At 65.1% G+C, this 24,396-nt stretch carries 26 protein-coding genes and 1 tRNA gene; 9 read left to right on the top strand and 18 right to left on the bottom strand.

The features are described 5' to 3' along the window. A partial coding sequence (locus ASG67_RS19165) for a hypothetical protein (protein WP_200940738.1) occupies nt 1-474 on the top strand: 474 nt, incomplete at its 5' end. An 87-nt stretch (nt 475-561) separates the two neighbouring features. Here the strand turns inward: ASG67_RS19165 and ASG67_RS06350 are convergent. Continuing rightward, nucleotides 562-777 (bottom strand): hypothetical protein, encoded by a 216-nt coding sequence (locus tag ASG67_RS06350; protein ID WP_200940737.1) that lies wholly within the window; start codon nt 775-777, stop codon nt 562-564. A gap of 87 nt (nt 778-864) precedes the next feature. Between ASG67_RS06350 and ASG67_RS06345 the strand changes: the two genes are divergently transcribed. Beyond that, nucleotides 865-1,158 carry a hypothetical protein gene (locus ASG67_RS06345; RefSeq protein WP_056527202.1) on the top strand — a complete coding sequence of 98 codons (294 nt, stop codon included), beginning with the start codon at nt 865-867 and terminating at the stop codon, nt 1,156-1,158. Between the two features lie 3 nt (nt 1,159-1,161). Here the strand turns inward: ASG67_RS06345 and ASG67_RS18770 are convergent, their stop codons facing one another. The 7 genes from ASG67_RS18770 to ftsE all read right to left on the bottom strand — a co-directional run bounded on the left by ASG67_RS18770 (nt 1,162) and on the right by ftsE (nt 6,293). Further along, the gene (locus ASG67_RS18770; RefSeq protein ID WP_156460682.1) at nt 1,162-1,335 is read right to left on the bottom strand and encodes a hypothetical protein; all 174 of its coding nucleotides are present in this window, start codon (nt 1,333-1,335) and stop codon (nt 1,162-1,164) included. 340 nt (nt 1,336-1,675) lie between these two features. After that, nucleotides 1,676-2,572, bottom strand: coding sequence for a D-alanyl-D-alanine carboxypeptidase family protein (locus tag ASG67_RS06340; RefSeq protein ID WP_056527199.1), 897 nt, complete (start codon nt 2,570-2,572; stop codon nt 1,676-1,678). Then, nucleotides 2,569-3,354: a hypothetical protein gene (locus tag ASG67_RS06335; RefSeq protein ID WP_156460681.1), complete on the bottom strand. Its 786-nt coding sequence runs from the start codon at nt 3,352-3,354 to the stop codon at nt 2,569-2,571. The genes ASG67_RS06340 and ASG67_RS06335 overlap by 4 nt, the downstream gene beginning before the upstream one ends. 74 nt (nt 3,355-3,428) lie before the next feature. Further along, a complete protein-coding gene (locus tag ASG67_RS06330) occupies nt 3,429-4,121 on the bottom strand; it encodes a lysophospholipid acyltransferase family protein (protein WP_056527196.1) in 693 nt (230 codons plus the stop codon). Beyond that, the gene (locus ASG67_RS06325) at nt 4,118-4,657 is read right to left on the bottom strand and encodes a YdcF family protein (RefSeq protein ID WP_056527193.1); all 540 of its coding nucleotides are present in this window, start codon (nt 4,655-4,657) and stop codon (nt 4,118-4,120) included. The genes ASG67_RS06330 and ASG67_RS06325 overlap by 4 nt, the downstream gene beginning before the upstream one ends. Beyond that, a complete protein-coding gene (locus ASG67_RS06320) occupies nt 4,654-5,535 on the bottom strand; it encodes a cell division protein FtsX (RefSeq protein ID WP_056527190.1) in 882 nt (293 codons plus the stop codon). Before ASG67_RS06320 ends, ASG67_RS06325 begins: the two co-directional genes overlap by 4 nt. Continuing rightward, nucleotides 5,532-6,293: a cell division ATP-binding protein FtsE gene (gene ftsE / locus ASG67_RS06315; RefSeq protein WP_056527188.1), complete on the bottom strand. Its 762-nt coding sequence runs from the start codon at nt 6,291-6,293 to the stop codon at nt 5,532-5,534. Before ftsE ends, ASG67_RS06320 begins: the two co-directional genes overlap by 4 nt. 116 nt (nt 6,294-6,409) lie before the next feature. Between ftsE and ASG67_RS06310 the strand changes: the two genes are divergently transcribed. Both ASG67_RS06310 and ASG67_RS06305 read left to right on the top strand, forming a co-directional pair. Beyond that, nucleotides 6,410-7,270, top strand: coding sequence for an MJ0042-type zinc finger domain-containing protein (locus tag ASG67_RS06310; protein WP_056527185.1), 861 nt, complete (start codon nt 6,410-6,412; stop codon nt 7,268-7,270). A 108-nt stretch (nt 7,271-7,378) separates the two neighbouring features. Then, nucleotides 7,379-7,465, top strand: a tRNA-Leu gene (locus ASG67_RS06305). 202 nt (nt 7,466-7,667) lie between these two features. On the opposite strand, the gene ASG67_RS18765 is transcribed toward ASG67_RS06305, so the two are convergent. Further along, complete coding sequence (locus tag ASG67_RS18765; RefSeq protein WP_156460680.1) at nt 7,668-7,823, bottom strand: hypothetical protein; 156 nt, start codon at nt 7,821-7,823, stop codon at nt 7,668-7,670. A 157-nt stretch (nt 7,824-7,980) separates the two neighbouring features. Between ASG67_RS18765 and ASG67_RS06300 the strand changes: the two genes are divergently transcribed. Beyond that, nucleotides 7,981-8,301: a carboxymuconolactone decarboxylase family protein gene (locus ASG67_RS06300; RefSeq protein WP_056527183.1), complete on the top strand. Its 321-nt coding sequence runs from the start codon at nt 7,981-7,983 to the stop codon at nt 8,299-8,301. 108 nt (nt 8,302-8,409) lie between these two features. Here the strand turns inward: ASG67_RS06300 and ASG67_RS06295 are convergent, their stop codons facing one another. The 6 genes from ASG67_RS06295 to ASG67_RS06270 form a co-directional block, all read right to left on the bottom strand. Continuing rightward, entirely contained in the window at nt 8,410-9,318 is a 909-nt protein-coding gene (locus tag ASG67_RS06295; protein ID WP_056527179.1) for a LysR family transcriptional regulator, read from the bottom strand. A 456-nt stretch (nt 9,319-9,774) separates the two neighbouring features. Beyond that, entirely contained in the window at nt 9,775-11,982 is a 2,208-nt protein-coding gene (gene paoC, locus ASG67_RS06290) for an aldehyde oxidoreductase molybdenum-binding subunit PaoC (RefSeq protein ID WP_056527174.1), read from the bottom strand. A 4-nt stretch (nt 11,983-11,986) separates the two neighbouring features. Continuing rightward, nucleotides 11,987-12,937: an FAD binding domain-containing protein gene (locus ASG67_RS06285; RefSeq protein ID WP_056527171.1), complete on the bottom strand. Its 951-nt coding sequence runs from the start codon at nt 12,935-12,937 to the stop codon at nt 11,987-11,989. Continuing rightward, nucleotides 12,934-13,572, bottom strand: a complete 639-nt coding sequence (paoA, locus tag ASG67_RS06280; RefSeq protein ID WP_056527214.1) for an aldehyde dehydrogenase iron-sulfur subunit PaoA — start codon at nt 13,570-13,572, stop codon at nt 12,934-12,936. Before paoA ends, ASG67_RS06285 begins: the two co-directional genes overlap by 4 nt. A gap of 242 nt (nt 13,573-13,814) precedes the next feature. Continuing rightward, complete coding sequence (locus tag ASG67_RS06275) at nt 13,815-15,047, bottom strand: MFS transporter (protein WP_056527168.1); 1,233 nt, start codon at nt 15,045-15,047, stop codon at nt 13,815-13,817. Between the two features lie 538 nt (nt 15,048-15,585). Next, nucleotides 15,586-16,674, bottom strand: coding sequence for a glycoside hydrolase family 43 protein (locus ASG67_RS06270; RefSeq protein WP_235535074.1), 1,089 nt, complete (start codon nt 16,672-16,674; stop codon nt 15,586-15,588). Nucleotides 16,675-17,006: 332 nt separating this feature from the next. On the opposite strand from ASG67_RS06270, the gene ASG67_RS06265 reads away from it, so the two are divergent. From ASG67_RS06265 to ASG67_RS06250, 4 genes are all read left to right on the top strand, one after another. Beyond that, nucleotides 17,007-18,410, top strand: coding sequence for a methyl-accepting chemotaxis protein (locus ASG67_RS06265; protein WP_082543349.1), 1,404 nt, complete (start codon nt 17,007-17,009; stop codon nt 18,408-18,410). 195 nt (nt 18,411-18,605) lie between these two features. Then, nucleotides 18,606-19,511 carry a 4-hydroxybenzoate octaprenyltransferase gene (gene ubiA / locus ASG67_RS06260; protein WP_056527162.1) on the top strand — a complete coding sequence of 302 codons (906 nt, stop codon included), beginning with the start codon at nt 18,606-18,608 and terminating at the stop codon, nt 19,509-19,511. Between the two features lie 51 nt (nt 19,512-19,562). After that, the gene (locus ASG67_RS06255) at nt 19,563-20,909 is read left to right on the top strand and encodes a TldD/PmbA family protein (protein WP_056527160.1); all 1,347 of its coding nucleotides are present in this window, start codon (nt 19,563-19,565) and stop codon (nt 20,907-20,909) included. Further along, the gene (locus ASG67_RS06250; protein WP_082543348.1) at nt 20,902-21,696 is read left to right on the top strand and encodes a 3'(2'),5'-bisphosphate nucleotidase CysQ; all 795 of its coding nucleotides are present in this window, start codon (nt 20,902-20,904) and stop codon (nt 21,694-21,696) included. The genes ASG67_RS06255 and ASG67_RS06250 overlap by 8 nt, the downstream gene beginning before the upstream one ends. An 18-nt stretch (nt 21,697-21,714) precedes the next feature. Here ASG67_RS06250 and ASG67_RS06245 read toward each other — a convergent pair whose 3' ends face one another. From ASG67_RS06245 to ASG67_RS06235, 3 genes are all read right to left on the bottom strand, one after another. Continuing rightward, on the bottom strand, nt 21,715-22,308 hold the full coding sequence (locus ASG67_RS06245) for a hypothetical protein (RefSeq protein WP_056527157.1): 594 nt from the start codon (nt 22,306-22,308) through the stop codon (nt 21,715-21,717). A gap of 98 nt (nt 22,309-22,406) precedes the next feature. Beyond that, nucleotides 22,407-23,201, bottom strand: a complete 795-nt coding sequence (locus ASG67_RS06240; RefSeq protein ID WP_056527152.1) for a LytR/AlgR family response regulator transcription factor — start codon at nt 23,199-23,201, stop codon at nt 22,407-22,409. After that, nucleotides 23,198-24,349, bottom strand: a complete 1,152-nt coding sequence (locus tag ASG67_RS06235) for a sensor histidine kinase (RefSeq protein ID WP_082543347.1) — start codon at nt 24,347-24,349, stop codon at nt 23,198-23,200. The genes ASG67_RS06240 and ASG67_RS06235 overlap by 4 nt, the downstream gene beginning before the upstream one ends. Nucleotides 24,350-24,396: the final 47 nt, after the last annotated feature.

Raw genomic sequence — 24,396 nt, 5'->3', positions numbered from 1 at the left:
TGCCCTGCCTGCAAGGAGAAGCGCGGCATCGACATCAGCTACGGCCTGCCCAGCCAAGAGCTTTTCGAGGAAGTCGAGCGAGGCGAGGCCGTGCTGGGTGGCTGCATGCAGGAGATCGGTGCCCCTGACCGGCAATGCCTCGCCTGCGGGCATCAGTGGGAGGTCGCTCGTCGCGGTCGCCATTCGGCTGGGAGGGAAATCTTGTCTGATACCGAAGAGAGCTATTACTGGGGCAACGACCCTTACTGGACCGATGCCCTCGACCGTTTCCTTCACGACAGACAGTCGGGTGAGCGAACCATCACTCTCGATCTCGATGCAGTCGAAGAGGCTATCTATGGTGACGACAGCCCTGCCTTCCGACTGATGGATGCCTTAGCTTCGGTCAAAGAGCATGAGGGGTGGGAGGGCTATCGCGGAACACCACGCCTGATCTTTGCACTTCTGCAACACTTCAAAGAACGAAGCCGGTAGTGCATCGTATTCGCCCAACCGAGATCGCCGAGAAGCTCGAGATTGGGCGTGCATTGGTCGATGGGCGCTCCCTGATGTCGCATTGGATTAGTCCCCGATGGACAAGCCGGTAGCGCCGCCATCATGCGCAGGGCAGCGGCGCTGGAAGATGTCGGAGCCGTTCGAACCATACTCATGCCCGCATTCGTCGCACCGCAAAACATAGGTGATCTGATTATGGTCGTTGCCCGGTAGATCGGTCTTGCGCACCACCACTTGCTCGTTGCGGTTGCGATATCCCGGCTCCGTGGTTCCCTTCGACATCATCCCATCCTTCCCCAGCCCGAAAAGCCATTGGTCATCGTCTTGACCCGTGTGTAGCTGATTCGGCCTCAACACCATGGAGGCAACATGACCAACCACGATCCTCGCTTCGCTCTCATCGACACCGATGGTGACGAGCGCTTTGCTGCCCGCATCGATGGCACCTTCCAGATTGGGAAGGCGAAGGACGACACGCCGACCGACATCGAGAAGTTCGCCCATGCCATCCTCGTCGATGGACGCGGTGGCCGGTTCGTCTGCGCCGATGGTCGCAAGCCTGCGGTGCTGAAGTTCGTCGGGCGACCACGCGCTGTCGTTGGCTATCGCCTTAATCCCCAGATCGCCGCCAAGCTTGGCATTCCACCTACAGCGTCGAGGTGATCGTCACAGGCTCCGCAGCCATTCGACCGTTTCCTCAGCGGTCATGACACGACCCGGCTGAGCCGCTGCCCGTTCGAGCATGGCGATAAAGTCCGGGCTCAACTCCTCCCCACGGCAGATCGAACATGGCCCGTCTGTTCCATCGTCGCCGCAACCGCTCTCGAAAGCGTCATCCATGGACCATCCCCTCGACCTCACTGACGAGGCCCCAGCCACCATACAGACCATCACCGCACGCTTGCGAGACCGCGCTCAGGCGGTCAGCGAAGCGGCTCAGGATGGTGCGGCGGCTGATTTCCCTTCGCCCGCTCCAGTTTTCTCGAGGGAAGACAGCATATCAGAATAATCTGGTATGCGCCGACTAGCCGGTATGTCCGGGCTAGTTTGTATCATCAAGCCACGTAACAAACATCGCTGACTGTAGGCGTGTCGTAAACCGACCGCCATTGTCTCGGCGCTCGCGTCGCCACCGGCCGCATCGCCGTGCAGCCCCTCTAAACCGGCGTATTTGTAGCCTTCAGCGATGTGCCTTCGTAACGCGACGTCGGCCTGGTGTGCGCGACCGTGTCCTGCGATCGGGTCGCGTGGTCTGTCTTGATATTCTGGGTGACGAGAAACCAGATTCGAGCAGGTTGGATACCAGCAGGTCGCGGGCGGCTGCGCTGCGGGCGCCGAGGACGACTACGACGACCCGTTTGTCGCCGCGCAGGCTGGACGCCGCCAGATTATAGCCGGCCGGCACGGTGTATCCCGTTTTCACGCCGTCCACACCGGGAATCCTGCCGAGGAGATGGTTGTGATTCGGCCGGACCTGTCCGCGCCACCTGATCGTGCGGGTGGAGAATATCCGGTAGCGCGATGGATGCTGGCGGATGATGTAGCGAGCGAGCGTCGCCATATCGCGGGCACTGGTCAGGCCGCCTGCGGGAGCCAGGCCGGTCGCACTCGCGAAGCGGGTCGCGTTCATGCCCAGTTGTCGGGCTCGTCGGTTCATCGCCCTCACGAACAGCGCCTCGCTGCCGGATACCCGTTCAGCCAGGGCAACGGCGACGTCGTTGGCCGAGATCACGGCGACGGCGCGCATCGCCGCCTCCAGCCCCATGGTCCGGCCTGCCGCCAGACCCAGTCGGGAGGCGGGTTGCCGTGCGCCACGCGGCGTCATGACGACCTTGTCCCTCGATCGCAGCTTGCCGGCATCGATCGCCTCGAAGGTGAGAAGAAGCGTCATCATCTTGACGAGCGACGCGGGTGGCCGGGCTCGATCGGCGGCGGCTTCGTACAGCACGCGCCCGGACCTAGCATCGACGACGATCTCGGATACCGGTGCGGGCACCGACGCGGCAGCGGCGGGTGCGGCGACCACGAGGTTCAGCGTCAGGACGAACGACAGGAAGGCGATCCTGATGGACGTCATAGGGAGCTGGCCGGCAGGGGGGTCAGCTTCGCGGAGTCGATGTGCCATCGTAGTTGCGATGGCGTCGCGCCATCCACGCCGTTGACGCGGCGTACGACATAGGTGCCGGCGAAGCGCTGTCGGGTTCCATCGTCGAGCGTCGCATCGACCGTGACCGGCACCGTTTGATAAATCGAGCCCGCGCCGCCGTCGCCTGGCTGGAGCGCCCCGATCGTCACACGGGTAGTGCGGGTATGCGTGAAACCCTTCTCGAACGCAGCGAGCGTCTGGCCCGGGCGTCCGTCGTCGCCCCATTGCGTCCAGGCGGTGGCATAATCGCGCGCATCGATCGCCGAGTAATAGCGGCGGACGACCTCGGCGGCGGCTTCCATGCCCCTCGGATCGGGACCGCATCCCTTTATCTCCGGTCCGTCGCCATTGAACAGTGCGCAGCTTCGCGCGATCTCATCCTCGATCATCGCGCAGCTGTTGACGGCGTTGCAGGGCGGATGGGTGGCTGGCGACACGTTGCGACAGATGGCGACGCGTCGCGCGGCAGCGGTTGCGCCGATCTCGGCCGAACAGGATCGCGGTGTGGTCGGTGTGGAAGCCGTTGCGAGCGGGGTGGGGGTGGCCGAGACGATCGTGGCCGGTGTCTTGGGGTCATCCGCGCGCTGCATATTGTGCGTCGATGCGTCATGTTGCGGGCCGTCGGCCGGTTTGCCGCAGGCACCGAGCGCGAGCAGAGCCGCGATGAGCATGATCCCGTTAAACCGCATCGATCGACCCTTCGTCCTGTTCATGACGACCTCCATACGGCAGCGGTCGTGTTGGGCGTTTCCGGACCCATGTCATCAAGGTCGCCGCTCCGTCACTTTCAATCCGCCTGTCGCTCCAGCGCGTTCATCGCAGCGTGGACGCGCACCTCGGCTTCCTCGCGCGGAAGGCCGGGGGGGACGACCTCGCCGAAGCGCAGCGTGACGATGCCGGGACGTTTCAGGCCGCGGCGCGGCCATAGCTTGCCGATGTCGGTGGCGATCGGGACCGTCGGCATGCCCAGAATACGATAGAGACCGGCGAAACCCGGTTTCAGCGGCGGTTGCTCGCCGGGGAAGACACGGGTGCCTTCAGGAAAGATCAGCACGGAGCGCCCCTGCGTCTTGGCTGCCTTCGCCTCGCGCATCATGTTGCGCATCGCCCGCGCCGATGCATCGCGATCGACGACGATCGCGCCATATTGCCGCGCCGCGAAGCCCCAGACGGGGATGCGGGCCAGTTCTTCCTTCAGGACGATCGCGGGCGCGCCGAGGCGGCCCTGAAGGTCCAGCGTCTCCCACATCGATTGGTGTTTGCATGCATAGAGGACGGGGGTGACGGGTTGCGTCCCCTCCACCCGGATGCGGATGCCGAGCAGCCAGCGCACGGTCCAGCCGTGAAAGCGCGTCCAGGCGGTGGCATGGCGCATCATCGCGCGCTGGCTGATCATCGCCGAGAGCGGCGCGGTGCCGACGATGAAGACGGAGCCGGTGTAGAAGACCAGCATGAACAACAGGTTGCGGATCAATATCATGGTGTGCCGATCCCGACCCATAATGCCACGCGTCGCAGCAGCAGCTTGTTATACTCGTTGACCAGCGTGCCCAGCCGGGGCTGGCTCGGCACGCCATCGCCCAGTACCACGACATGCGGCCCGATCGCGGCGCCCAGTTCCATGCGCGCGCGCGGCAGGTGCCAGTCCGAGGTGACGAGCCGGATGCTGCGATAACGGTGCGATTGCACCCAGCGCACGGTTTCCTCGGCATTGGAACGGGTATCGACCGCATCGGCGCCCAGATCGACGCAACAGGTGAACAGCGATTGCCGCACCTTGTATGTCCGCGCCAGATCGGCGGGTCGGACGCCGGGGCCGACACCGGTCACCAGCATCCGCTTCGCCTGATGCGTCCGGAGCATCTCCAGCCCCCGATCAATCCGGCCGGGTCCGCCGGTCGGCACGACGATGGCGTCGGTCGTGCTGCCCTCCAGCGGTGGCGGGAGCATCATCATGAAGGCGACGAAACCCAGGCACCAGCCGATGACCGCCAGCGAGAACAGCCGGACGATCATGGCATGTTCCCCAGCGCGCGGGTGATGGTGACGCGGGCGGCCAGGATCGCCAGCAATACGAAGCCGAGCGGCAGGCACGCCAGCATCGTCCAGTCGACCGGGCGCAGCATCGCGCCGCCCGCCAGGTCCGATCCGATCGCCGCCATCTGCATACCGACCAGTGCCGTGACGCCCAGCGCCAGCGCCGCGCCGACGATCCCGCCCAGCAGCGCGTCGAGCGCGATCCGCCGCTGGAACAGCCGCGCCAGCTGACGATTGGTGGACCCCAGCATGTGCATGACCTCGATCGTCACGCGGTGCGTCTCCAGTCCGCCGCGCGCCGCCAGAATGATGATGGCGGCGGTGGCGGTGGCGAGCATCGCGACCAGCGCCAGGGCGACCAACGTCAGCGTGCGCATCAGGCCGCCGACCGGCGACATCCAGCGTTCGTGCCGATCGATCCGCGTCACCGGGCTGGCACGGCGGACGCTGGCGGTGAGTCTTGCCACCGCCGCATCGCTGGCGTCTGCGATATCGACGTCGATCAGGGCCGGCACCGGCAGGCCCGCCGCACCGGCATCGCTGCCCAGCCATGGCTGCAACAGCCGAGTAAGTTCCGCTTGCGACACCGCCGTCGCGCGGACGACGCCGGGAGTGGTGCGCAATGTCGCCAGAACCCGTGCCGCCGCCGCGTCGCGCCGCACCGGCTCGCCCTCGATCACCTGCACCGTCAGCCGTCCCGCCAGTTGCCGGTCGAGCAGGCGCGCGGTGCCGGCCGTGGCGAGGCCGAGGGCAGCGGCGAGCACGGTCAGGAACGTCATGATCGCCATGACGCCGGTCATCGCACGCGGCCCGCGCCCCTCGTCCAGTACGCGGGCAGTGCCGACCGGGCCGCTCATGCCGGTACCCGGGGCGGATTGCGCAGGACGCCGGTGGGGTCGAGCAGGCGACCCGCGTCCAGTTGCATCATCTGCGCATGGGGTACGCGGGTCAGCAGGTGCAGGTCGTGCGTGGCGACCACCACCGTCGTGCCGAGATTGCCGAGCGAACCGAACAGATGCATCAGCCGGTCGGCCATGTCGGGATCGACGTTGCCGGTCGGCTCGTCCGCCACCAGGACGTCGGGCCGGCTGACGACGGCGCGGGCGATCGCCACCCGTTGCTGCTCACCACCCGACAGCGTGGCGGGGCGGGCGTGCGCGCGATCGGCCAGACCGACCCAGGCCAGCATCTCGGCCACCGACTGATCGATGTCCGCGGTTGGCAGGCCGGCGATGCGCAGCGGCAGGGCGACATTGTCGGCCGCCGATAGATGCGGCACGAGCCGGAAGTCCTGAAAGACCACGCCGATCCGCCGGCGGAAACCGGGCAGGCGGGTGCGCGGCATCACCACCGCATCCTCGCCGAACAACCGGATGATGCCGCGGCTGGGCCGCTGCGCCAGATAGAGAAGGCGGAGCAGCGATGTCTTGCCGGCGCCACTGGGGCCGGTGAGGAAATAAAAGGTGCCGCGTTGCAACGAAAAGCTGATGTCGGACAGGATTTCCGGTGACGTGTGGGACGATGGCGCTTCCGGCTCCGTGCCGTAGCGCAGGCCGACATTCTCGAACTGCACGATCGTTGTAGAAATCGGCGTCGTGGAAATCGGCGTCGTCATGGAGGGATGGCCTTTGCACGGCGCGCGTCCCGCTTCAAGCTTGCCACGCGCCGTCGCAGCGTGGCAGACAAAGCGAACGAGGCCATGACGGCCGCCGGGGAAGCGTGCACCCTCCAATGATCCTCGAATGCCCCGAATGCCGAACCCGCTATCTGGTCCCCGACAGTGCGATCGGGGCCGAGGGCCGTACCGTGCGCTGCGCCAATTGCCGGCATAGCTGGTTTCAGGAACCGGCGGTGCTCGATCTGGCGAATACGGTGCCGCCGATGCCGGCTCCACCGCCGCCCGTGCCGCCGGTCACCGCTCCGCAGCCGGAACGGATCACGCCACAGGACGATTTCGCCCAGAAGACGGTAGCCGACGACGGGTATGACGAGGCGCAGTCTGCCGATGCCTCCTCCGAACCCGCGCCGCCGTCGATTCCCACGCCGCCGATACCGGTGCCGCCGCCGATGCCGGTTTTCGCCGCGCCCGATCCTTATCCGCCGGCGATCATCCCCTCCGCCGATGATGCGGACATGGAGCCGATGCAGCCGCGCGCCCGGCGGCCGCGTCGCAATCCGGCGCGTCGCTGGACGGTGATGGCAGTGATCGCCGGGTTGCTGATGCTGGCGGCGGCGGCCGCCATCCTGTGGTCCGGTGCGCCCGGACTGGCTTCGCAGCTCGGCCTGTCGCTCGGGCCGGCGGAGACGCCGCTGCGGTTGCGCGACAATCCGATCGAACGGCGCGAGCTGGAAAACGGATCGGAGCTGTTCGCGGTCAGCGGGCAGGTGACCAACCCCTCCTCGTCCCGCCAGCGGGTGCCCGACATCCATGCCAAACTGCGCGATGCGAACGGGAGCGTGGTGTATAGCTGGACGATCACGCCCGAACGGCGGACGCTGGCACCGGGGGCGGCGATCGATTTCAATTCCGCCAAGCTGGACGTGCCGGCGACGTCGAAGCGATTGGAACTGAGCTTCGCGGGCGAGCAATAGGCTCAGCAGTTCGGCAATGTTGGCGTAAAGCCATTGCGGGTAGGAAAACCCTCTGCTAGGGGCGCTCGCCTACCGGCTGTCGGGTGTCCCCCGTGGCTTATGACATGGGCGGCCATGGCGGAATTGGTAGACGCGCAACGTTGAGGTCGTTGTGGGCGAAAGCCCGTGGAAGTTCGAGTCTTCTTGGCCGCACCACCCCTGAGCAAAAGAGCGCACTGTTGGTGCTGCTTGTGATCTGTGCCAAGGGCGATTTGTAACACCATCGTCCGCTAGAACTGCTCGCTTGTATGTTCGGGCAGCTTCAACCGGCTATCGCAACGTCATATTTTTTTCGATCTACGAGCGGGCATTGGTCAGTCGTTTCGACAGCCGTTTTCCAACTCAGTGTCTCGCCCGATCAACCATTGAGGATCGCGGCAACGGCCGCGGGGAACTCGATGCGATCCACGCGGAGCTCGGTGCGCTTGGGGAAGCACTGGCGCAGCAGTTCGTAGCTGTTTTCATACTCGCGCGATGCGCCATCTCCGCACCCTGATCCGGGAACGGCGGCCACTCCGGTTATCCATCGGGATCAGCGATGAGCCGGCGTCATCACTGCATGTACGAAAAGCCGGGTAATCAGTGACATCTGCCAGCACTATCTGCTGATCAACAGCGCGCCGTGTCTACATCGGTCGCTGAGTGACCATAGCTTTGAATAGGAAAACCAAATGACAGACGAACCAACCAACGCACGTGACACCTTCGGCGATATCGCGCCAAAACTCGCGGAGATTACCGACAAGGTTCTGTTCGGCGACGTTTGGGCGGACGACACGCTGTCGCCGCGCGACCGGAGTCTCGTCACGATCACTAATCTGGTGGCGTTGTATCGCCACAACGAACTTGGCTTCCATCTCAAAAAGGGAATGGAGAATGGTCTGACGCAAGACGAAATTATCGCCGCGATTACGCATACCGCCTTCTACGCGGGCTGGCCCACTGCAATGACCGCAATCCAGACGGCGCGAGAGGTCTTTAAGGATAACTGAGCCATGCCGCATGTCGTGGAAAGCGTGGTGGCTGGCATCCCTTGGCCCTCTCGCCAAGCGCACGCGGCGAAGGCCATCACCGCCACACCGATGATCATGCGGCTTTTGCTAAAGCCCCAGGGGGCGTATTTCGCGGATAAGTTCGATCAACAGCCTCAGGCCGGTCGGCACCTGACGACGGCTGGAATAATAGATATGATAGGCGGGACCCATCGTGGCCCAATCCTTGAGCACCAGCGACAGTTCGCCCCGTGCCAGATAGGGCGCGAAGGATGCTTCCATCCCGTACATCATCCCGGTTCCTGCAAGTGCCATTGCCAGCATGGCCCGTCCGCCGCTCACGAGGATCTTGCTTGAAACGGGAACGGCAAATTCGCCGTCGGGACCCTCGAACTCCCAGCGATAGATATGCGCATTGCCTAGGCGAACCCCCAAACAATGGTGATGCGCGAGATCGTCCGGGTGATGGGGAACGCCAAATTTAGCGAGATAGGCGGGGGAGGCAGCAACCACCCAGCGCAGTTCGCCTGACAGGCGCTGTGCGACCATGTCCTCGGGTACGGTTCCGCCATATCGAATCCCAGCATCGAAGCCTTCGTCGATCACGTCCGTCATTTGGTCCAGGGCGGCAATATCAATCTCTATATCAGGGTACCGCTCGATGAAGACCGGCATTACCGGCGCCAACAACAAGGGGGCTGCTTCGGCGGCCACGTTGAGACGAACCCGCCCGGTCGGCGCGTCGCGATAGCGGTTCAGGCCCTCGACCGCCTGATCGATCGTGCCGAACGGTTCAGCCACCTTGTCCCGCAGCTCCTCGCCAGCCGCAGTCAACGTGACGCTGCGGTTGGTGCGGTGAAGCAAGCGAACGCCAAGCCTTGCCTCGAGTCCCTTCAACGCGTGGCTGAGCGCCGATGCGCTGACGCCCAGTTCGAGCCCGGCAAGCCTAAAGCTTCGGTGCCGCGAGATCGCCAGGAAATATGTAAGGTCGGCAAGATCGGATCGACTGGTCGGCATAGGGTATCCTGCGCCCCGATAGGATGGCTAGCAAGCTGCCGACGACGCTCAGGGCCGCGTCAGCGCAGCGGCAACCATCGTGTTTGCCTGCGTCAGCCTGATCAATCTGTTGCCGCGAGAAGCGATGACGACGATCTGACTTCATGCGCACCGTCTCTACCAACGATACGCCGCCTCCCAGGACTAGTGCCTGTCGTCAGCGACGCACTGACCCGAGGCTACCACAGTTGGCGGTCGGTCCGGATATCGGGCGCGTAGAGCTTTCATCCGCAGCCTCGCGGACAAACGTCGAGCCGCCGCCGCCGCATCTTCCGCGTGATCCAGCACAGGCGACCCAGCGCGAGCCCGCTGACCCACAAAGGCCGTCCGTCGAGCCTCAGCGTGACGCCGATGGTGACGGCTAGATTGCGGACAGCCGGTTTCTGCGGCGTGACCGCCCGGATCAACCGGGGTGGCTCACGCCACCGCCGGTAGCCTGTCGAGATGCTTGTCGAGGGTCAGCGGATAATCGCGAAGGCGGACGCCGGTCGCATTGTACATGGCGTTCGCCACCGCCGCGCCGACGCCGCACAAACCCAGCTCGCCCACGCCCTTGGCTTTCATCGGGTTGGCCTTGTCGTCGGCCTCGTCGAGGAAGATCACCTCCTGATGCGGGATGTCGGCGTGGACCGGCACCTCGTAGCTGGCGAGGTCGTGGTTGACGAAGAAGCCGAAGCGCTTGTCGACCGCCAGTTCCTCCATCAACGCGCTGCCGACGCCCATCGTCATCGCACCAATCACCTGACTGCGCGCCGATGTCGGATTGATGATCCGCCCGGATGCGCAGACTGCCAGCATGCGGCGCAAGCGGGTCGCGCCCGTATAGGTATCGACGCCGACCTCGACGAAGTGCGCGCCGAAGGTGGATAGCTGCCAGCTCTTGTCGAGATCGCTATATTCGATCTTGTCTTCGGCCACCAATTCGCCGGCAGACGCTGCCTGACGAAGGTCGGCCGAGCGATTGCCGCTGGCGACCTTGCCGCGGTCGAACACCGCATCGGACGAATTATAGCCGAGCCGCTGCGCGACCGCTCCGCGCAGTTTGACGCAGGCGGCATAGACGCCGGCGGTCGCGTTGGCGGCGCCGAACTGGCCACCCGACCCGGCCGATACCGGAAAGGCGGAACTGCCGAGCTTCACGACCACGGCATCGATGGGCACGCCCATCATTTCCGCCGCCGTCTGGGCGATGATCGTGTAGCTGCCGGTGCCGATGTCGGTCATATCGGTTTCGACGGTGACGATCCCGTCCTTGCCAAGCCGGACGCGGGCGCCGGACGTCATGTTCATGTGGTTGCGGAACGCGGATGCCACGCCCATCCCGACCAGCCAGCGTCCGTCGCGAACCTGACCAGGTGTGGCATTACGGCCTGACCAGCCGAACCTCTGTGCGCCATCGGTCAGGCAACGAACCAGTTCGCGCTGCGAAAAGCGCCGCTTGGGATCCTTAGGATCGACCTGCGTGTCGTTCTTCACGCGAAAGGCGATCGGGTCCATGCGCAGCTTTTCCGCCATCTCGTCCATCGCGACCTCGAGCGCCATCAGGCCCGGCGCTTCACCCGGCGCGCGCATCGCGTTGCCCTCGGGCAGATCGAGCACAGCGAGCCGCATCGACGTCAGGCGGTTTGCGCCGGCGTACAGCAAGTTCGTCTGCAGAACTGCAGCTTCCGGGCCGCCATTCGGCTGATCACCCGAGCCGCTCTGATGCGCGATTGCGGTGATCGTGCCGTCCTTGGCCGCGCCGATGCGGATGCGCTGGCGTGTGGCCGGCCGATGCGTCGCGTTGTTGGCCATGAACGGCCGGCTCATGGCGAGCTTGACCGGACGGCCCGCTGCCTTTGCGCCAAGCGCTGCAAGGACCGCATCGCTGCGCAGAAACAGCTTTCCGCCAAAGCCGCCGCCGACATAGGGCGACAGGAAAGTGATCTTATCCTTCGGCATGTTCAGCGTGGTGGCGAGATCGGTACGACCCCAATCGATCATCTGGTTCGACGTCCAAACCGTCAGCGCATCGCCATTCCAGGCAGCAATCGAGGCAAATGGCTCCATCATCGCATGACTGTGATCAGGCGTCGTGTATTCGGCGTCGAGCTTGACCGCGGCCGACGCGAATGCCGTTTCGAAATTGCCGACCCGATCTTCTCCCTTGCCGGGCTTTTCCGCATCGGTCAGCGGCGCCGTCTTCAATGCCGCAGCCAGATCGAATCGGCCTTTGCCGCGTGCATAATCGATCCGGACCAACCCGGCCGCGGCGCGCGCCTGCTCGAATGTCTCAGCAACAACGACTGCAATGGCCTGATGGTAATGATCGACGTCCGGCCCGGCGAGCAGCTTGACGGTGTTGAACTTGCCCTTGCCCAGCTTGCCCGTGTCGGCCGCGGTGACGATCGCGATCACACCGGGCGCAGCCTTGGCCGCGACCGTATCGATCGCGTTGATGCGCCCCTTGGCGACCGCCGCGCCGACGACATAACCGTACGCTACATTCTCGATCTCGCGATGATGCTCGTAGGCGTACGGAGCCAGCCCGGTGGTCTTGAGCGGGCCATCGACGCGCGTATGCGCGCGGCCGACGACCTTCATCTGGTCGATCGGATTGGTGGTGGCGGGTGTTTCGAACTTCATGGGATTATGCCTTCGCTTCGGCGATGACCGAGGCCAGCGCGCGGGTGGCAAGTGGTAGCTTGAAGGCGTTATCCTTGGTCGGCGTCGCGCCCTGAAACGCGCGCGCGGTCACCGCGGCGGCACCACGTGGCAACAGGGTGTCTGCTGCCTCGACACGCCAGGGGCGGGGGGCCACGCCACCGAACGCGACACGGCCGGTCCCGTCCGGCTGGATCACTGCGGCCACTGATACCAGCGCATAGGCATAAGAAGCCCGGTCGCGCACCTTCTCATAGAAATGCTTGCCGCCTAGCGGCTTCGGCAGCGTCACCGCCGTGATCAGTTCGCCCTGCTTTAGCACGGTGTCCTGCTCGGGCGTGCTACCCCATAGCCGGTGGAAGTCGGCGATCGGGATCGAACGGCGCTGGCCGGTCGCATCCACCGTCTCGACCACGGCATCCAGCACGCGCATCGCCACCGCCATGTCGCCCGGGAACGTCGCGATGCAATGATCGCTAATGCCGATGACGCCCAGTTGCCGCGAATAGCCGCCGATCGCAGCGCAACCAGAACCGGGCTTGCGCTTGTTGCACGCCATGTTCGTGTCGTAGAAATACGGGCACCGTGTGCGCTGGAGCAGATTGCCCGCGGTCGATGCCTTGTTGCGCAACTGGCCCGATGCACCAGCGACGATCGCACGGGTCAGCACGCCGTAATCACGCCGAACCCGCTCGTCGGCGGCGAGGTTGGTGTTGGTGACCAGCGCACCGATGCGCAGCCCCCCGTCACGCGTCGCTTCGATCTTGTCGAAGCCGAGATTCTGCACATCGACCAGATGCGTCGGCGTCTCGACCTCGATCTTCATCAGGTCGAGCAAGTTGGTTCCGCCGGCGATGAATTTGGCCGCTGGATTACCGGCGACCGCACGCGCCGCGGCACCCGCATCCTTCGCCCGCTCGTACGTGAAAGCTCTCATGCTTTTGCTCCCGCGACTTCGGCCATAGCCTCGGCAATGTTGGAATAGGCACCACAGCGGCAGATGTTGCCGCTCATGCGCTCACGCATTTCGATGTTGGTCGCGGTCGGCTTGGTCATCAAGTCATCCTGGGCGTGGCTGGGCACGCCACGTTTGATCTCGTCGAGCACCGCGACCGCCGAGCAGATCTGCCCGGGCGTGCAGTATCCGCACTGATAACCGTCATGCTTGATAAAGGCCGCTTGCATCGGATGCAGCTTGTCCGGCGTACCAAGACCTTCGATCGTCGTGATCTCGTCGCCTTCGTGCATCACCGCAAGGCTGAGGCAGGAATTGATGCGGACCCCGTCGACCATGACGGTGCAAGCACCACACTGGCCATGATCGCACCCTTTCTTTGTGCCCGTCAGGTGCAGATGTTCGCGCAAAGCATCGAGCAGAGTCACCCGCGGATCGAGGCTGAGTTCGCGTTTTTCGCCGTTCACCTTGAATCGCACGGGCATGGTCGGCGTGGCGCCCGCCTGTACCGGCGGCGCAGCGGCGGCACCTGCCGGCGATGCGACGATGACGGCCGTAGCCGCACTGCCCGCCAGCAGGCCACGCCGCGAAAGCTCGACTTCGGATATGCTGGACATGGGATACATCTTCCTTGCTGCCGAACCGCGCGTCCACGGTAAGGGCTTGATCTGCTTTTACGGCTGTTGACGTGACTAACGCACGGAAATCCATGTTGGATCATGCACAATGTTCAATGGGATCATGCAGGAAATTCATGACGGTTGGCATCGCGCGATGTGCACCAGGTGTGAGTGCATATTATAAGCCTGCAAAACCTGCGGCAGGTCACGCAAGAAGCGCCGGAGCGCGAGTGCCTGTCTTACGCAGCGGAGGTCTGCGACTGCCTCACCAAGCCGCGATGGGCTCGGCCGATCGCCAGCGTAGCCAATGCGGCGATGGCGAGCAGACCGGCGCTAGTCAGGAATTCGACGCGCGGTCCCGCCGCATCGAACACGATCCCGCCCATCGTCGCGCCAAGCGTGATGGCGAGCTGCACGATCGCCACCATCAACCCTCCGCCGGCCTCTGCTTCGTCGGGCACGATGCGCGCCAGCCACGTCCACCAAGCAACTGGAGCCGACGTGCCTGCGAACCCCCAGATCGCGAGCAATATCCCGACCGCCACGACCGACGTACCGAAAACCGTCAGCGCCACCGCAGTCGCCGCCATCGATGCCGGTAACACCGCAAGGGTGAGAAACAGGCGCCCGTTCAGCACCCGGCCGATCAGAACTGTTCCGATGAAGCCGGATACGCCGAGGATAAGCAGCATGACCGACAACATTACGGGTGAAACATCCGTCACCTGTTCCAGGAACGGCCGGAGATAGGTGAACAGCGAGAACTGCCCGACGAACAACATCGCGACGGCGAGCAGACCAAACAGCACCGGCGGCCGGCGAAGTAGCGCGACCATATCGCGGGCGCTCTGCCGTTCCGCGACGGGAAGGCTCGGCAGCGTCACAGCCTGCCAGATCACAGCGGCAACGGCGACGGGTACCACGCAGAAGAACGCTCCACGCCACCCGATCAGGCTGCCGACGAAGCTGCCCAGCGGTGCTGCGAGCACCGTCGCCAGCGCATTGCCGCCGCTGATGACCGCCAGCGCTTTCGGAACCGATTCAGTCGGCACCAGTCGCATGGCGATCGCTGCCGACATCGACCAGAACCCGCCGATCGCAACGCCCAGCAATGCCCGGCCAATCATAAAGATCACATAGGTCGGTGCGAATGCGACGATGGCCCCGGAGACCACCAACAAGCTCGTCAGGACGAGCAGCACGATCCGACGGTCCGTTTTCCCAAGCACGGACGATAACGCCAAGCTGGTGATGACCGCGAACAGTCCGGATATCGCGATGGCCTGTCCGGCCTTACCCTCGCTCAGATGCAGCGTGTGCGCAATCGGGCTGAGCAGGCTGACGGGCATAAATTCCGACGCGATGAGCACGAAGCTGCACAGCGCCATCGCATAGACCGCGCCCCAACGGGCAGGCTGGTCGTCGATACGCGCGGCATCGGTTGCCGCGATCACGGCGATGGGGCTTGCCATGACGGCTCTCCTGATTGTGCCAAAGGCGCCCGGACCCGGTGCGGGGGATCATCAGGGATCCGGGCGCTCGCGCCGTGCCGGTTCGGGGAGAAAAGCTCGGCTGCGAAGGCCTGCAATTTAGGGGAAGACAAGCCCACCGACAATTCGGCCGGATGTTGATGCCCTAGTGAGCATTACTCATGCATGACGACCACGCGCATTCGACTGTCGATCATGCTGAGACAGGCGTCAATGAAGGCGGTCGTGCCCGCCGATCGTACGCAGGCGGCCTTATGCGGAACCAAAGGGCATAGAGTGCGGGTAGGAACGCGAGCGTCGAAGCGTCTGCTCGAAACGCGAGACCGCGTCATCCAGGCGCGCGGTGCAGCCAGACGCGGCACCGTGGCATCGTTCCGGGCACTTGGCGGGGTCTGGGATGCCGTTGTTACCACTACGCGATCGGCGACAACCTGTAAGAGCGATCCATCACGACTGATCGCGCGATCAAACCCGAAGCAAAAGTAGCAAGCGTATCTATACAGAAACAGCCTAGCGTCCACTAAACCCCCGGCACCGTCTTGAGCGTTGAGGGTAGCCGTCGCGGAGCGACGCCAGTGTCAGTCAGCACGACTGGGGCGATGCTGCCGTATTGCCGAAAATGCATCTGCTCGATCGCGACTTGCCGGTGATTACCGTCCGTCTCGCCCAGCGGGCGGCGGTGATAGACGATATACCAGTCGTCCGTGCCGGGGATACAGATGGCGGAATGATGGCCAGCGCCGCGGGCGACCCGAGCATCCTGTTTGAGGATCTTGCCGCGGGGCGTGAACGGTCCGAGCGGGCTGGGACCCGTGGCGTAGGCGACGCTGTACAGCGGCCCTGTCCACTCCCCCTCCGACCACATCAGATAATAGATGCCGCGCCGCTTCAGCATGAAGGGCCCTTCGACATAGTCGGGCGAGGGCGTGATCGCCTTATAGATCTCCCCGTCCGCAAACGGAGTGAGACTGGTCAGGTCGCGAGACAGGCGGACGACGTTGCAGTGTTTCCAGCCGCCGTAGTAGAGATAGCACGTGCCGTCGTCGTCGCGGAACGCCATCTGGTCGATCGGCTGCGCACCGTTGACGATGCTGCCGATCAGCGGCTTCCCGATGGCGTCATGGAACGGGCCTTCGGGGTGATCGCTGACCGCCACACCAATCCCGCCGCGCTGCCGGTCGTTCTTGATGTCGTTCGCGCCGAAGAACAGGAAATAGCGACCATCCTGCTCGATCGCGGAGGGTGCCCACATGGCGTAGGCGGCCCAGCTCACGTCCTTGACGTCAAGGATGCGTGGATGGCGCGTCCAGGACACCAGATCCCTCGAAGAGAAGGCGTCGAGAAACGTCTGCCGTAGAAACGGACTCCAAATTGTCGGTGAGGCGCGCTCATGGGCCTGCCACGGCGTGAAGCGACTGGGGGCGGCGGCGGGGACAGGACCGTCGGCCGAATAGGTCGGATAGATCCAGTATCGATCACCGAAAATGCGAATTTCCGGGTCCGCATACCAGCCCGGTAGGGCGGGATTGGCTGCCCAGGCCGTGCGCGCGGCCGTGACCCCGACGGCGAGGCCGGCCAACAGCATTCGTCGATTGATCAAAGGCGTCATCGTACCGCTCTTGCTGTGACAAAATTTTCTATGAGGTCCATTGCCACGTATCAAGGGACGGTCTGGCTATCATCCAGCCAGGGAGTTTTCGACCGATCAATCGACCATACAGCGTTCTGTAAGACACGTTATTTGGACGATCGACCGCTCGATCGATATAAAAAGCCCGCATCGGACCAAAAATCCTCGTTGCTGCTATAACGATCGATGACGCTTCCTTCGGCATGTCGTCAGCGGACTGAGCCGGAGGGTTCGGTGCCGACCGGTCGAGCCGGTGCAGGGAATTGCCTAGCTGCGTGTCTCTTCGAAGCTCCTTGGGAGGAGATTGAGACATGCAATGGTTCACGGAAACGGCGCCGGTCCGCCAGAAACTGATGATCGCGTTCACCGGCATGACCCTGCTGGTCGCGCTGGCCGTACTGGTAACGTTGGGCGCGTCGGTGGCGGGATATCCGATCATTGGGCTAGCGGGAGGCGTGATCGTCACGATCGTCGCCGCGCTGGCGGGGGCGGCGCTGCGTCGCGCGGTTTGCGATCCCTATGTCGCGACCGTCATCCGTATGGAAGGATTGGCCGCCGGGGATTTCGATACGCCGATCGCCTTTACGAACTACCAGGATTGCGTCGGTCGGATGACCAAGGCGATGTTTACGTTCCGTGAGACGGCGATCAAAACGCAGAAACAGTCCACCGCGCAACAGCAGCTCGTGTCCGTCCTGACCCTGCATCTCGATCAGGTGCGCAACTGCGACCTGACATCACCGATCACGGCCGAATTTCCACCCGAATATGCCGCGGTGAAGACCAATTTCAACGAAGCGATCGACGCGCTGCGCGACCTGATCGGCGCGGTGTCGGAGAGTGCGACGACGATCCGGACGGGATCGGGCGAGATCGCGCAGGCGTCCGAGGATCTGGCGCGGCGGACGGAGAGCAATGCAGCTTCGCTGGAGGAGACGGCAGCCTCGGTGACGCAGATGGACGGCCGGCTGCGGGCATCGGCGGGTGCGGCGGCGCGGACGGTGGAGCGCGCGGATCAGGCGATCGCGACGGTCGGCGGTGGCCGGGCGGTGGCGGACGAGGCGGTGCAGGCGATGGGCCGGGTGTCGGAAAGCGCCAAGGGCATCGACAGCGTCATCGAGGGCCTCGACAAGATCGCATTCCAGACCCGCGTATTGGCGATGAACGCCGCGGTGGAAGCAGGCCGCGCCGGTGATGCCGGTCGTGGCTTTGCCGTCGTGGCCGATCTGGTGTCCGCACTCGCGATGCGCGCCGAGGAGGAAGCCAAGCGGGCACGTGACCAGTTGACGGTGACGCAGACCGACATCGTGACCGCGGTCGAGGCGGTGACCAAGGTCGATGGGGCGCTCGCCAACATCTCGGGCGACGTCGCCCAGGTGCACGAACTGCTGGCGACGATGGCGGCGGACAACCAGGCGCAGTCGGCGGCGATCACGCAGATCTCGGCAGCGATCGGGACGATGGACCAGTCGACGCAGCAGAATGCGGCGATGGTCGAGGAGACGTCTGCCGCCGCCCGCAACCTGGCCAGCGAAGTCGGCAACCTCGCCGATCAGGCAGGGCGCTTCAAGGTCGCCCATAGCGGTGGCCGGGCGGCCGCCCCCCGCAAGCCGGATTATGTGACGCCGGGCGCGTATACCTCGCCGATCAAGCCGCTGCCGGCGGCTGCCATCCCGGCGATGGTGCGGGCGGATGACGACTGGAAGTCGTTCTAACCACTTGCGACGATCCCGAGGCGGAAAGTCTCGAAAGTCACACCCGCCTACGCGTGCGAGATCGTGCGCGGAGGCGGGTGTTGATCGATCGACGGTGAGAAAGAGCGGTTTCCCGACGGAATACCCCAAGCTCGACGTGTAGGACAGCGATGATCGAGGATGGCATGATGCGCCGGGCATAGTAGAGCCCCTGTCATGACCATGATCGTTCCCGACAGCGAGCATCGCGGGCTCGTCGCGCGGCTGCCCCAGAGCCTGCGGGGGCTGGCGCTGCTGGCGCGGCTCGATCGGCCGATCGGCTGGTGGCTGCTGTTCTGGCCGGGGGCGTGGGGCGTGGCGCTGGCCGGGGGCGTGGTGGCGCGGTGGGATCTGATCCTCTGGATCTTGGCTGGATCGATCGCGATGCGCGGTGCCGGCTGCGTCTATAACGATATCGTCGACCGCGATCTCGACGGGCAGGTCGCGCGCACCGCGGCGCGCCCGATTCCCAGCGGCATGGTGTCGGTGCGGACCGCATGGGTGTGGCTGGTGGCGCTCAGCTTGGTCGGGCTGATCGTGCTGGTTCAGTTGCACGCGCTGGCCGCCGTCGTGGCGCTGGCCAGTCTGGCGCCGGTCGCGGCCTATCCCTTCATGAAGCGGATCACGTGGTGGCCGCAGGCGTGGCTGGGGCTGGTGTTTTCCTGGGCGGCGCTGGTCGGGTGGAGCGAGGTCGCGAACGACCTGTCCGCGCCGATGTGGTGGCTGTATGCCGGGTCGATCGCGTGGGTGATCGGGTACGACACCATCTATGCGTTGCAGGACCGCGAGGACGATGCGCTGATCGGCGTGCGATCGTCGGCGTTGCGGATGGGGCGGCATGTGCAGGGCGGCGTCGCGCTATTTTATGTATTGGCGTTGCTGTTGTGGGCGGCGGCGATCTGGGCGGTGCGGCCCGATCCGCTGGCGCTGGCGGCGTTGTTGCCCGCCACGGTGCATCTGGGGTGGCAGGTGGCGACATTGCGCCCCGACGACGGCGGCAATGCGCTGGCCCGGTTTCGCGCCAATCGCCTGACCGGATTGCTGCTGTTCCTGGCCTTTGCCGTGGTCGGCACCGGCGCCTGACGGGGCGGTCGGCCATTGCCGATCCGGGGCGGCGCCCTTAAGTCGCCAGCCATGCTGGATATCGATCAGGTACGTGAGCGCGCGCAGGACATCGTCGCCCGCGCGCGGGCCGGTGGCGCGGATGCCGCCGATGCCGTCTTCGCGGCGGACGCCTCGCTGGACGTGTCGGTCCGTCTGGGCAAGCTGGAGGATGTCGGCCGGTCGGAAAGCGCCGATCTGGGCCTGCGCGTCTTCGTCGGCCGGCGATCGGCGAGCGTGTCGACATCGGATATGTCGTCGGCGGCGCTGGACGCGCTGGTCGAACGTGCCGTCGCCATGGCGCGTGAAGCGCCGGAGGATGCATGGGCGGGTCTGGCCCCGGCCGAACGGCTGCTTCACGGCGCGCCGCCGCAACTCGATCTGGATGACGGCGGCGAGGCGTCGCCCGAAAGCCTGCGCGATACGGCGCTGGCGACGGAGGCCGCGGCGCGCGACGTCGCCGGTGTGACCAACAGCGAGGGCGGCGGCGCCAGCGCGTCGCGCAGCGTCTGGGCACTGGCGACCTCCACCGGCTTTGCGGGCGCCTATGCCACTACCGCGTACGGCTTGTCCGCTAGCGTCGTGGCGGGCGAGGGCAGCGCGATGCAGCGCGATCATGCCCACCATGCCGCCCGCCGCCGCCGGTTGCTCGACGACCCGGCCGCGATCGGCCGCGAGGCGGGCGAGCGGGCGGTGGCGCGGGATAACCCCGGCCGGCTGGCGAGCGGATCGATGCCGGTCGTGTTCGATCCGCGTGTCGGTGCGTCGCTTCTCGGTCACCTGGTCGGGGCGATATCGGGCGCGGCGATCACCCGGCGGACGAGTTTCCTGCTGGAGGCGCTGGGCACGCAGATCATGCCGGTCGGCCTGTCGGTACGCGACGATCCGCATCGCCCGCACGGCCTGCGTTCGCGCCCGTTCGACGGCGAGGGGCTGGCGGTGTCGCCGGTCGCCATCGTCGAGGAAGGGATGCTGGAGACGTGGCTGCTCGATTCGGCGGCCGCGCGGCAACTGGGGCTGGAGCCGACCGGGCACGCCACGCGCGGGATCGGCGGCGGACCGGGCGTGTCGACGGCGAACCTGTATCTGGATGGCGGGCATGTGCCGGTCGAGACGTTGCTCGCCGATGTCGGTGACGGCGTTTATGTCACCGAGCTGATCGGGCAGGGCGTTAACGGCGTGACCGGCGATTACAGCCGCGGCGCGGCGGGGTTCCGGATCGAGGGCGGCGTGATCGCCGGGCCGGTCGCCGAATTCACGATCGCCGGCAATCTGAAGGACATGCTCCTCAATCTGACCGCCGCGAACGACTTGCGGTTCCGGTTCGGCATCAACGTGCCGACGATGCGCGTAGACGGATTGACGGTGGCCAGTGGCTGACCTGCTGGCGGCCGTCGCGCAGATTGCCGCCGAGGCGGGGCAGATGGCGCTTGCGCGCTGGCGCACCGATTTCCGTCGCTGGGAAAAGGAAGCGGGCAGCCCGGTGTGCGAGGTCGATCTGGATGTCGACCGGATGCTGCATGCGCGACTGTCCGCGTTGTTGCCTGATGCCGGTTGGCTGTCGGAGGAGACCGCCGATGCGCCCGATCGCCTGCGCCACGATCGCATCTGGGTGGTCGATCCGATCGATGGCACGCGCGACTATATCCGCGGACGCGAAGGATGGGCGGTATCGGTCGCGCTGGTCGAAAACGGCCAGCCGCTGGTCGCGGTGCTCGACGCGCCGGCGCGGCGGGAGCGGTGGTCGGCGGCGGCGGGGCGCGGCGCCTGGCGGAACGGTGTGCGGCTGGCGGCGGGCGATCGTACCGCGCTGACGGGGGCTCGCGTGCCGGCGGATGTGTTGCCCAGGGCGGATCGCGATTTCGTGGCGGTGGCCAAGCCCAATTCGATCGCTCTGCGGATCGCGATGGTGGCGGCTGACGAGGCCGATCTGGTCGCGACGCTGCGCTGGGGCCATGAATGGGACATCGCCGCCGCCGTACTGATCGGCGCGGAGGCGGGTGCGGGGGTCAGCGATGCACTGGGTCAGGCGCTGACGTTCAACAAGCCTGATCCACAGGCGTTCGGTGTGCTGGTGACGGCGCCGGGGATGCATGCGGCAGCGGTAGCGCGGCTGGCGGAGCGTGGCGCCGGCGCTGCGTCGGTATCGGTGAGCGTACGCGGCTGACGCTTGGGGCCGCAACGGTCAGGAAATGCCGCGAGTACCCGCGGCGGCCGGCAGTTTGCGCAGCGCCTCTACATTCAGGTGGCGAGTAAGAACGGCATCCTCCGCCAGTGCCCGGCGCAGCGCCTCGCCGGTCAGATGCGGTGTTTCCCCCTGCACGAACTGCCGGCGATAGCGGCGCAGGGGCCGGCGTACATGGTGCACGCGCGTAGCCCGACGCTCCTGCCGGACCGCCGAGCGCGCAACCGATGCCGAAACGATCGCCACTGGTAACGATCCCGCCGGGGGTGGGGCGATCGCATGGTCGACCGGAAAGGGCGGCGTGGGGGTCGACAGATCGGGCGTCACCGACGCACGCGATGCGGAGGCTGGCGCCGGCTCGTGCAGCAGCGGCACAGCGATCACGCCGACCAACGCGACGAACGCCGCAAACCCGATCGTGGCGACACCGTCGATGCGCCCGAACAACGACGCCAGTCTCGATGGCGGCGGGGAAACCTCTGATATCGGATCGACGGGGGCCGGGTCGGCAGGCGGGGTGACGACGGTTGGACCGGGCGCGGTCTTGCTGAAAATCTTGCGCATATCGGCGATGACGGCATCGTTATCGAACATCGGCCATCCTCGCCAAGCTGCTGCTTTCCTTCAGTTACGTTCGAAAGCGTGATTCGGACGACCCCGACCGGTCGATTACCCGAAAGCGGTCGCCCGCATCAATGGACGAACCGCGCCACCACATCGCGGTAGGAGCGCGATACCTTCACCTGCGCGCCGGAGCCCAGCACCAGGAAACACTCGCCATTAGTGTGCGGCTTCACCTGCTTGACCAGATCGAGGTTGACGATCGTGGAGCGGTGGATGCGCTGGAACCGGCGCGGGTCGAGCCGCTTTTCCAGATCCTTCATCGTCTCGCGCAGGATCAGCGTGTTGTCGCCGGTATAGATGCACATGTAGTCGCCGGCGGCATCGATGCGTTCGATCGTGTCGACGTCGACGCGGAAGATCTGGCCGCGATCCTTGATATTGATGAGCTTTTCGAAGCGGTTGGCGGACACGTCCGCCTCGACCATGTCGGCGGCTGCTTCGGGGGCGTGTTCGGCCAGAACTTCCTTCAGCCGGTCGACCTCCTCCACGCCGCGCTTTTCGGCGAGACGTTGGCGCACGCGGTCGAGCGTGTCGGCGAGGCGGCTCTCCTCGACGGGCTTCATCAGATAATCGACCGCCTGTGCCTCGAACGCACGGAGCGCATGGTCACTATACGCCGTGACGAAGACGAACAGCGGCGGTTCGACCTCCATCAACCCTTGCACGACCGAGAAGCCGTCGAAGCCGGGCATCTGGATGTCGAGGAAGACGAGATCGGGCTTGTGGGTCTTGATCGCGCGGATCGCCTCGCGACCGTTCATGCATTTTTCGATGATTTCCACGTCTTCATGACGTTCGAGGCGAAGTTCCAGGCCCTGGATGGCAAGGGGCTCGTCGTCGACGAGGATGGTACGGATGGTCATGCGGCCTCTCTGTTCACGTCTTCCAACTGAAACGGAATCTCGATTTCGACCGAGAAGCCGCCAGCGGGTGCCGAGCGCGTTTCGAAACGCTGTTCCGGGCCATAAGCCTGGACCAGTCGTTCCCGTATATTGGTGAGCCCGACACCGGTTGAAAGGCTTGGACTGATCCGCGCCTCGTGCAAGCCGGGCCCGGTATCGGATACGCCGATCTGCACTCGTTCCCCGGCGAGCCGCACGCGGACGCAGATTTCGGCACCTTCCTCCTGCGGCGTGACCGCATATTTGATCGCGTTCTCGACCAGCGGCTGGAGTAGGAGCGACGGCAAACGGGCGCGCTCGGCGCGGGGATCGATGTCGAATTCGGTGCGCAGGCGATCCTCGAACCGCATCTTCTCGATCTCGAGGTACAGCTTCAGCGTCTCGACCTCCTGCGCGACGGTGACGTGCGCGGTGGGTTCATTGGCGAGCGTGTAGCGGAGAAAGGAGGACAGCCGGCTGAGCATCGCATTGGCGCGCTCGGTCTGTTTCAGCAGCACCAGCGTCGAGATGGAATTGAGCGTGTTGAACAGGAAATGCGGGTTCAATTGGTAACGCAGCATCGCGAGCTGCGCGTTCGACGCCTGCAATTCCAGCGCGCGCATCTCGTCGATCTGATTCTCGACGATCAGATAATAGTTGATCGCGAAATACAGCGCCGACCAGCCGGCCAGCGACACCGAGTTGATGAACAGCGATCCCGCCACCAACGTCAGCGAGATGCCCGCCATGCCGGGTTTCATCAGCGAGAACGAGAACGCGTTGAGCGTCGCATAAAGAACCGCCGCCACCACCAGGGTGGCGACGCTGAGCAAGGCACCAGCCACGCGGGGCAGTTGCCGGTAATAGCCGTAGCACGCCGACAGCAGCAGCGTGACGCAATAGCCGACGATGGCCTCGACGATCACCGGGATGATGAGTTCAAGCGTGAAGCCGTTGGAGATCGACGACACGCTGCGCAGCAACAAGTAGCCGGCCCAGCCCACCGCCTGCAGCGTCCAAAACGCGCGCGATTTGTCCTCGAAAAACGGCCGGACGTTCAGCGCCCGGCGTCGGCCCGACGATCCGGGCGACGACAGGGAAGCAGCGGAGGAAGCGGGAAGCGTAGCCATCGATCCGCCCGCTTCTACACGCCGCGGCGATTCGGCGCAAAAGCCGG

Source organism: Sphingomonas sp. Leaf339, assembly GCF_001426195.1.
GTDB lineage: Bacteria > Pseudomonadota > Alphaproteobacteria > Sphingomonadales > Sphingomonadaceae > Sphingomonas.
This window is presented reverse-complemented; position numbering and strand designations above follow the sequence as displayed.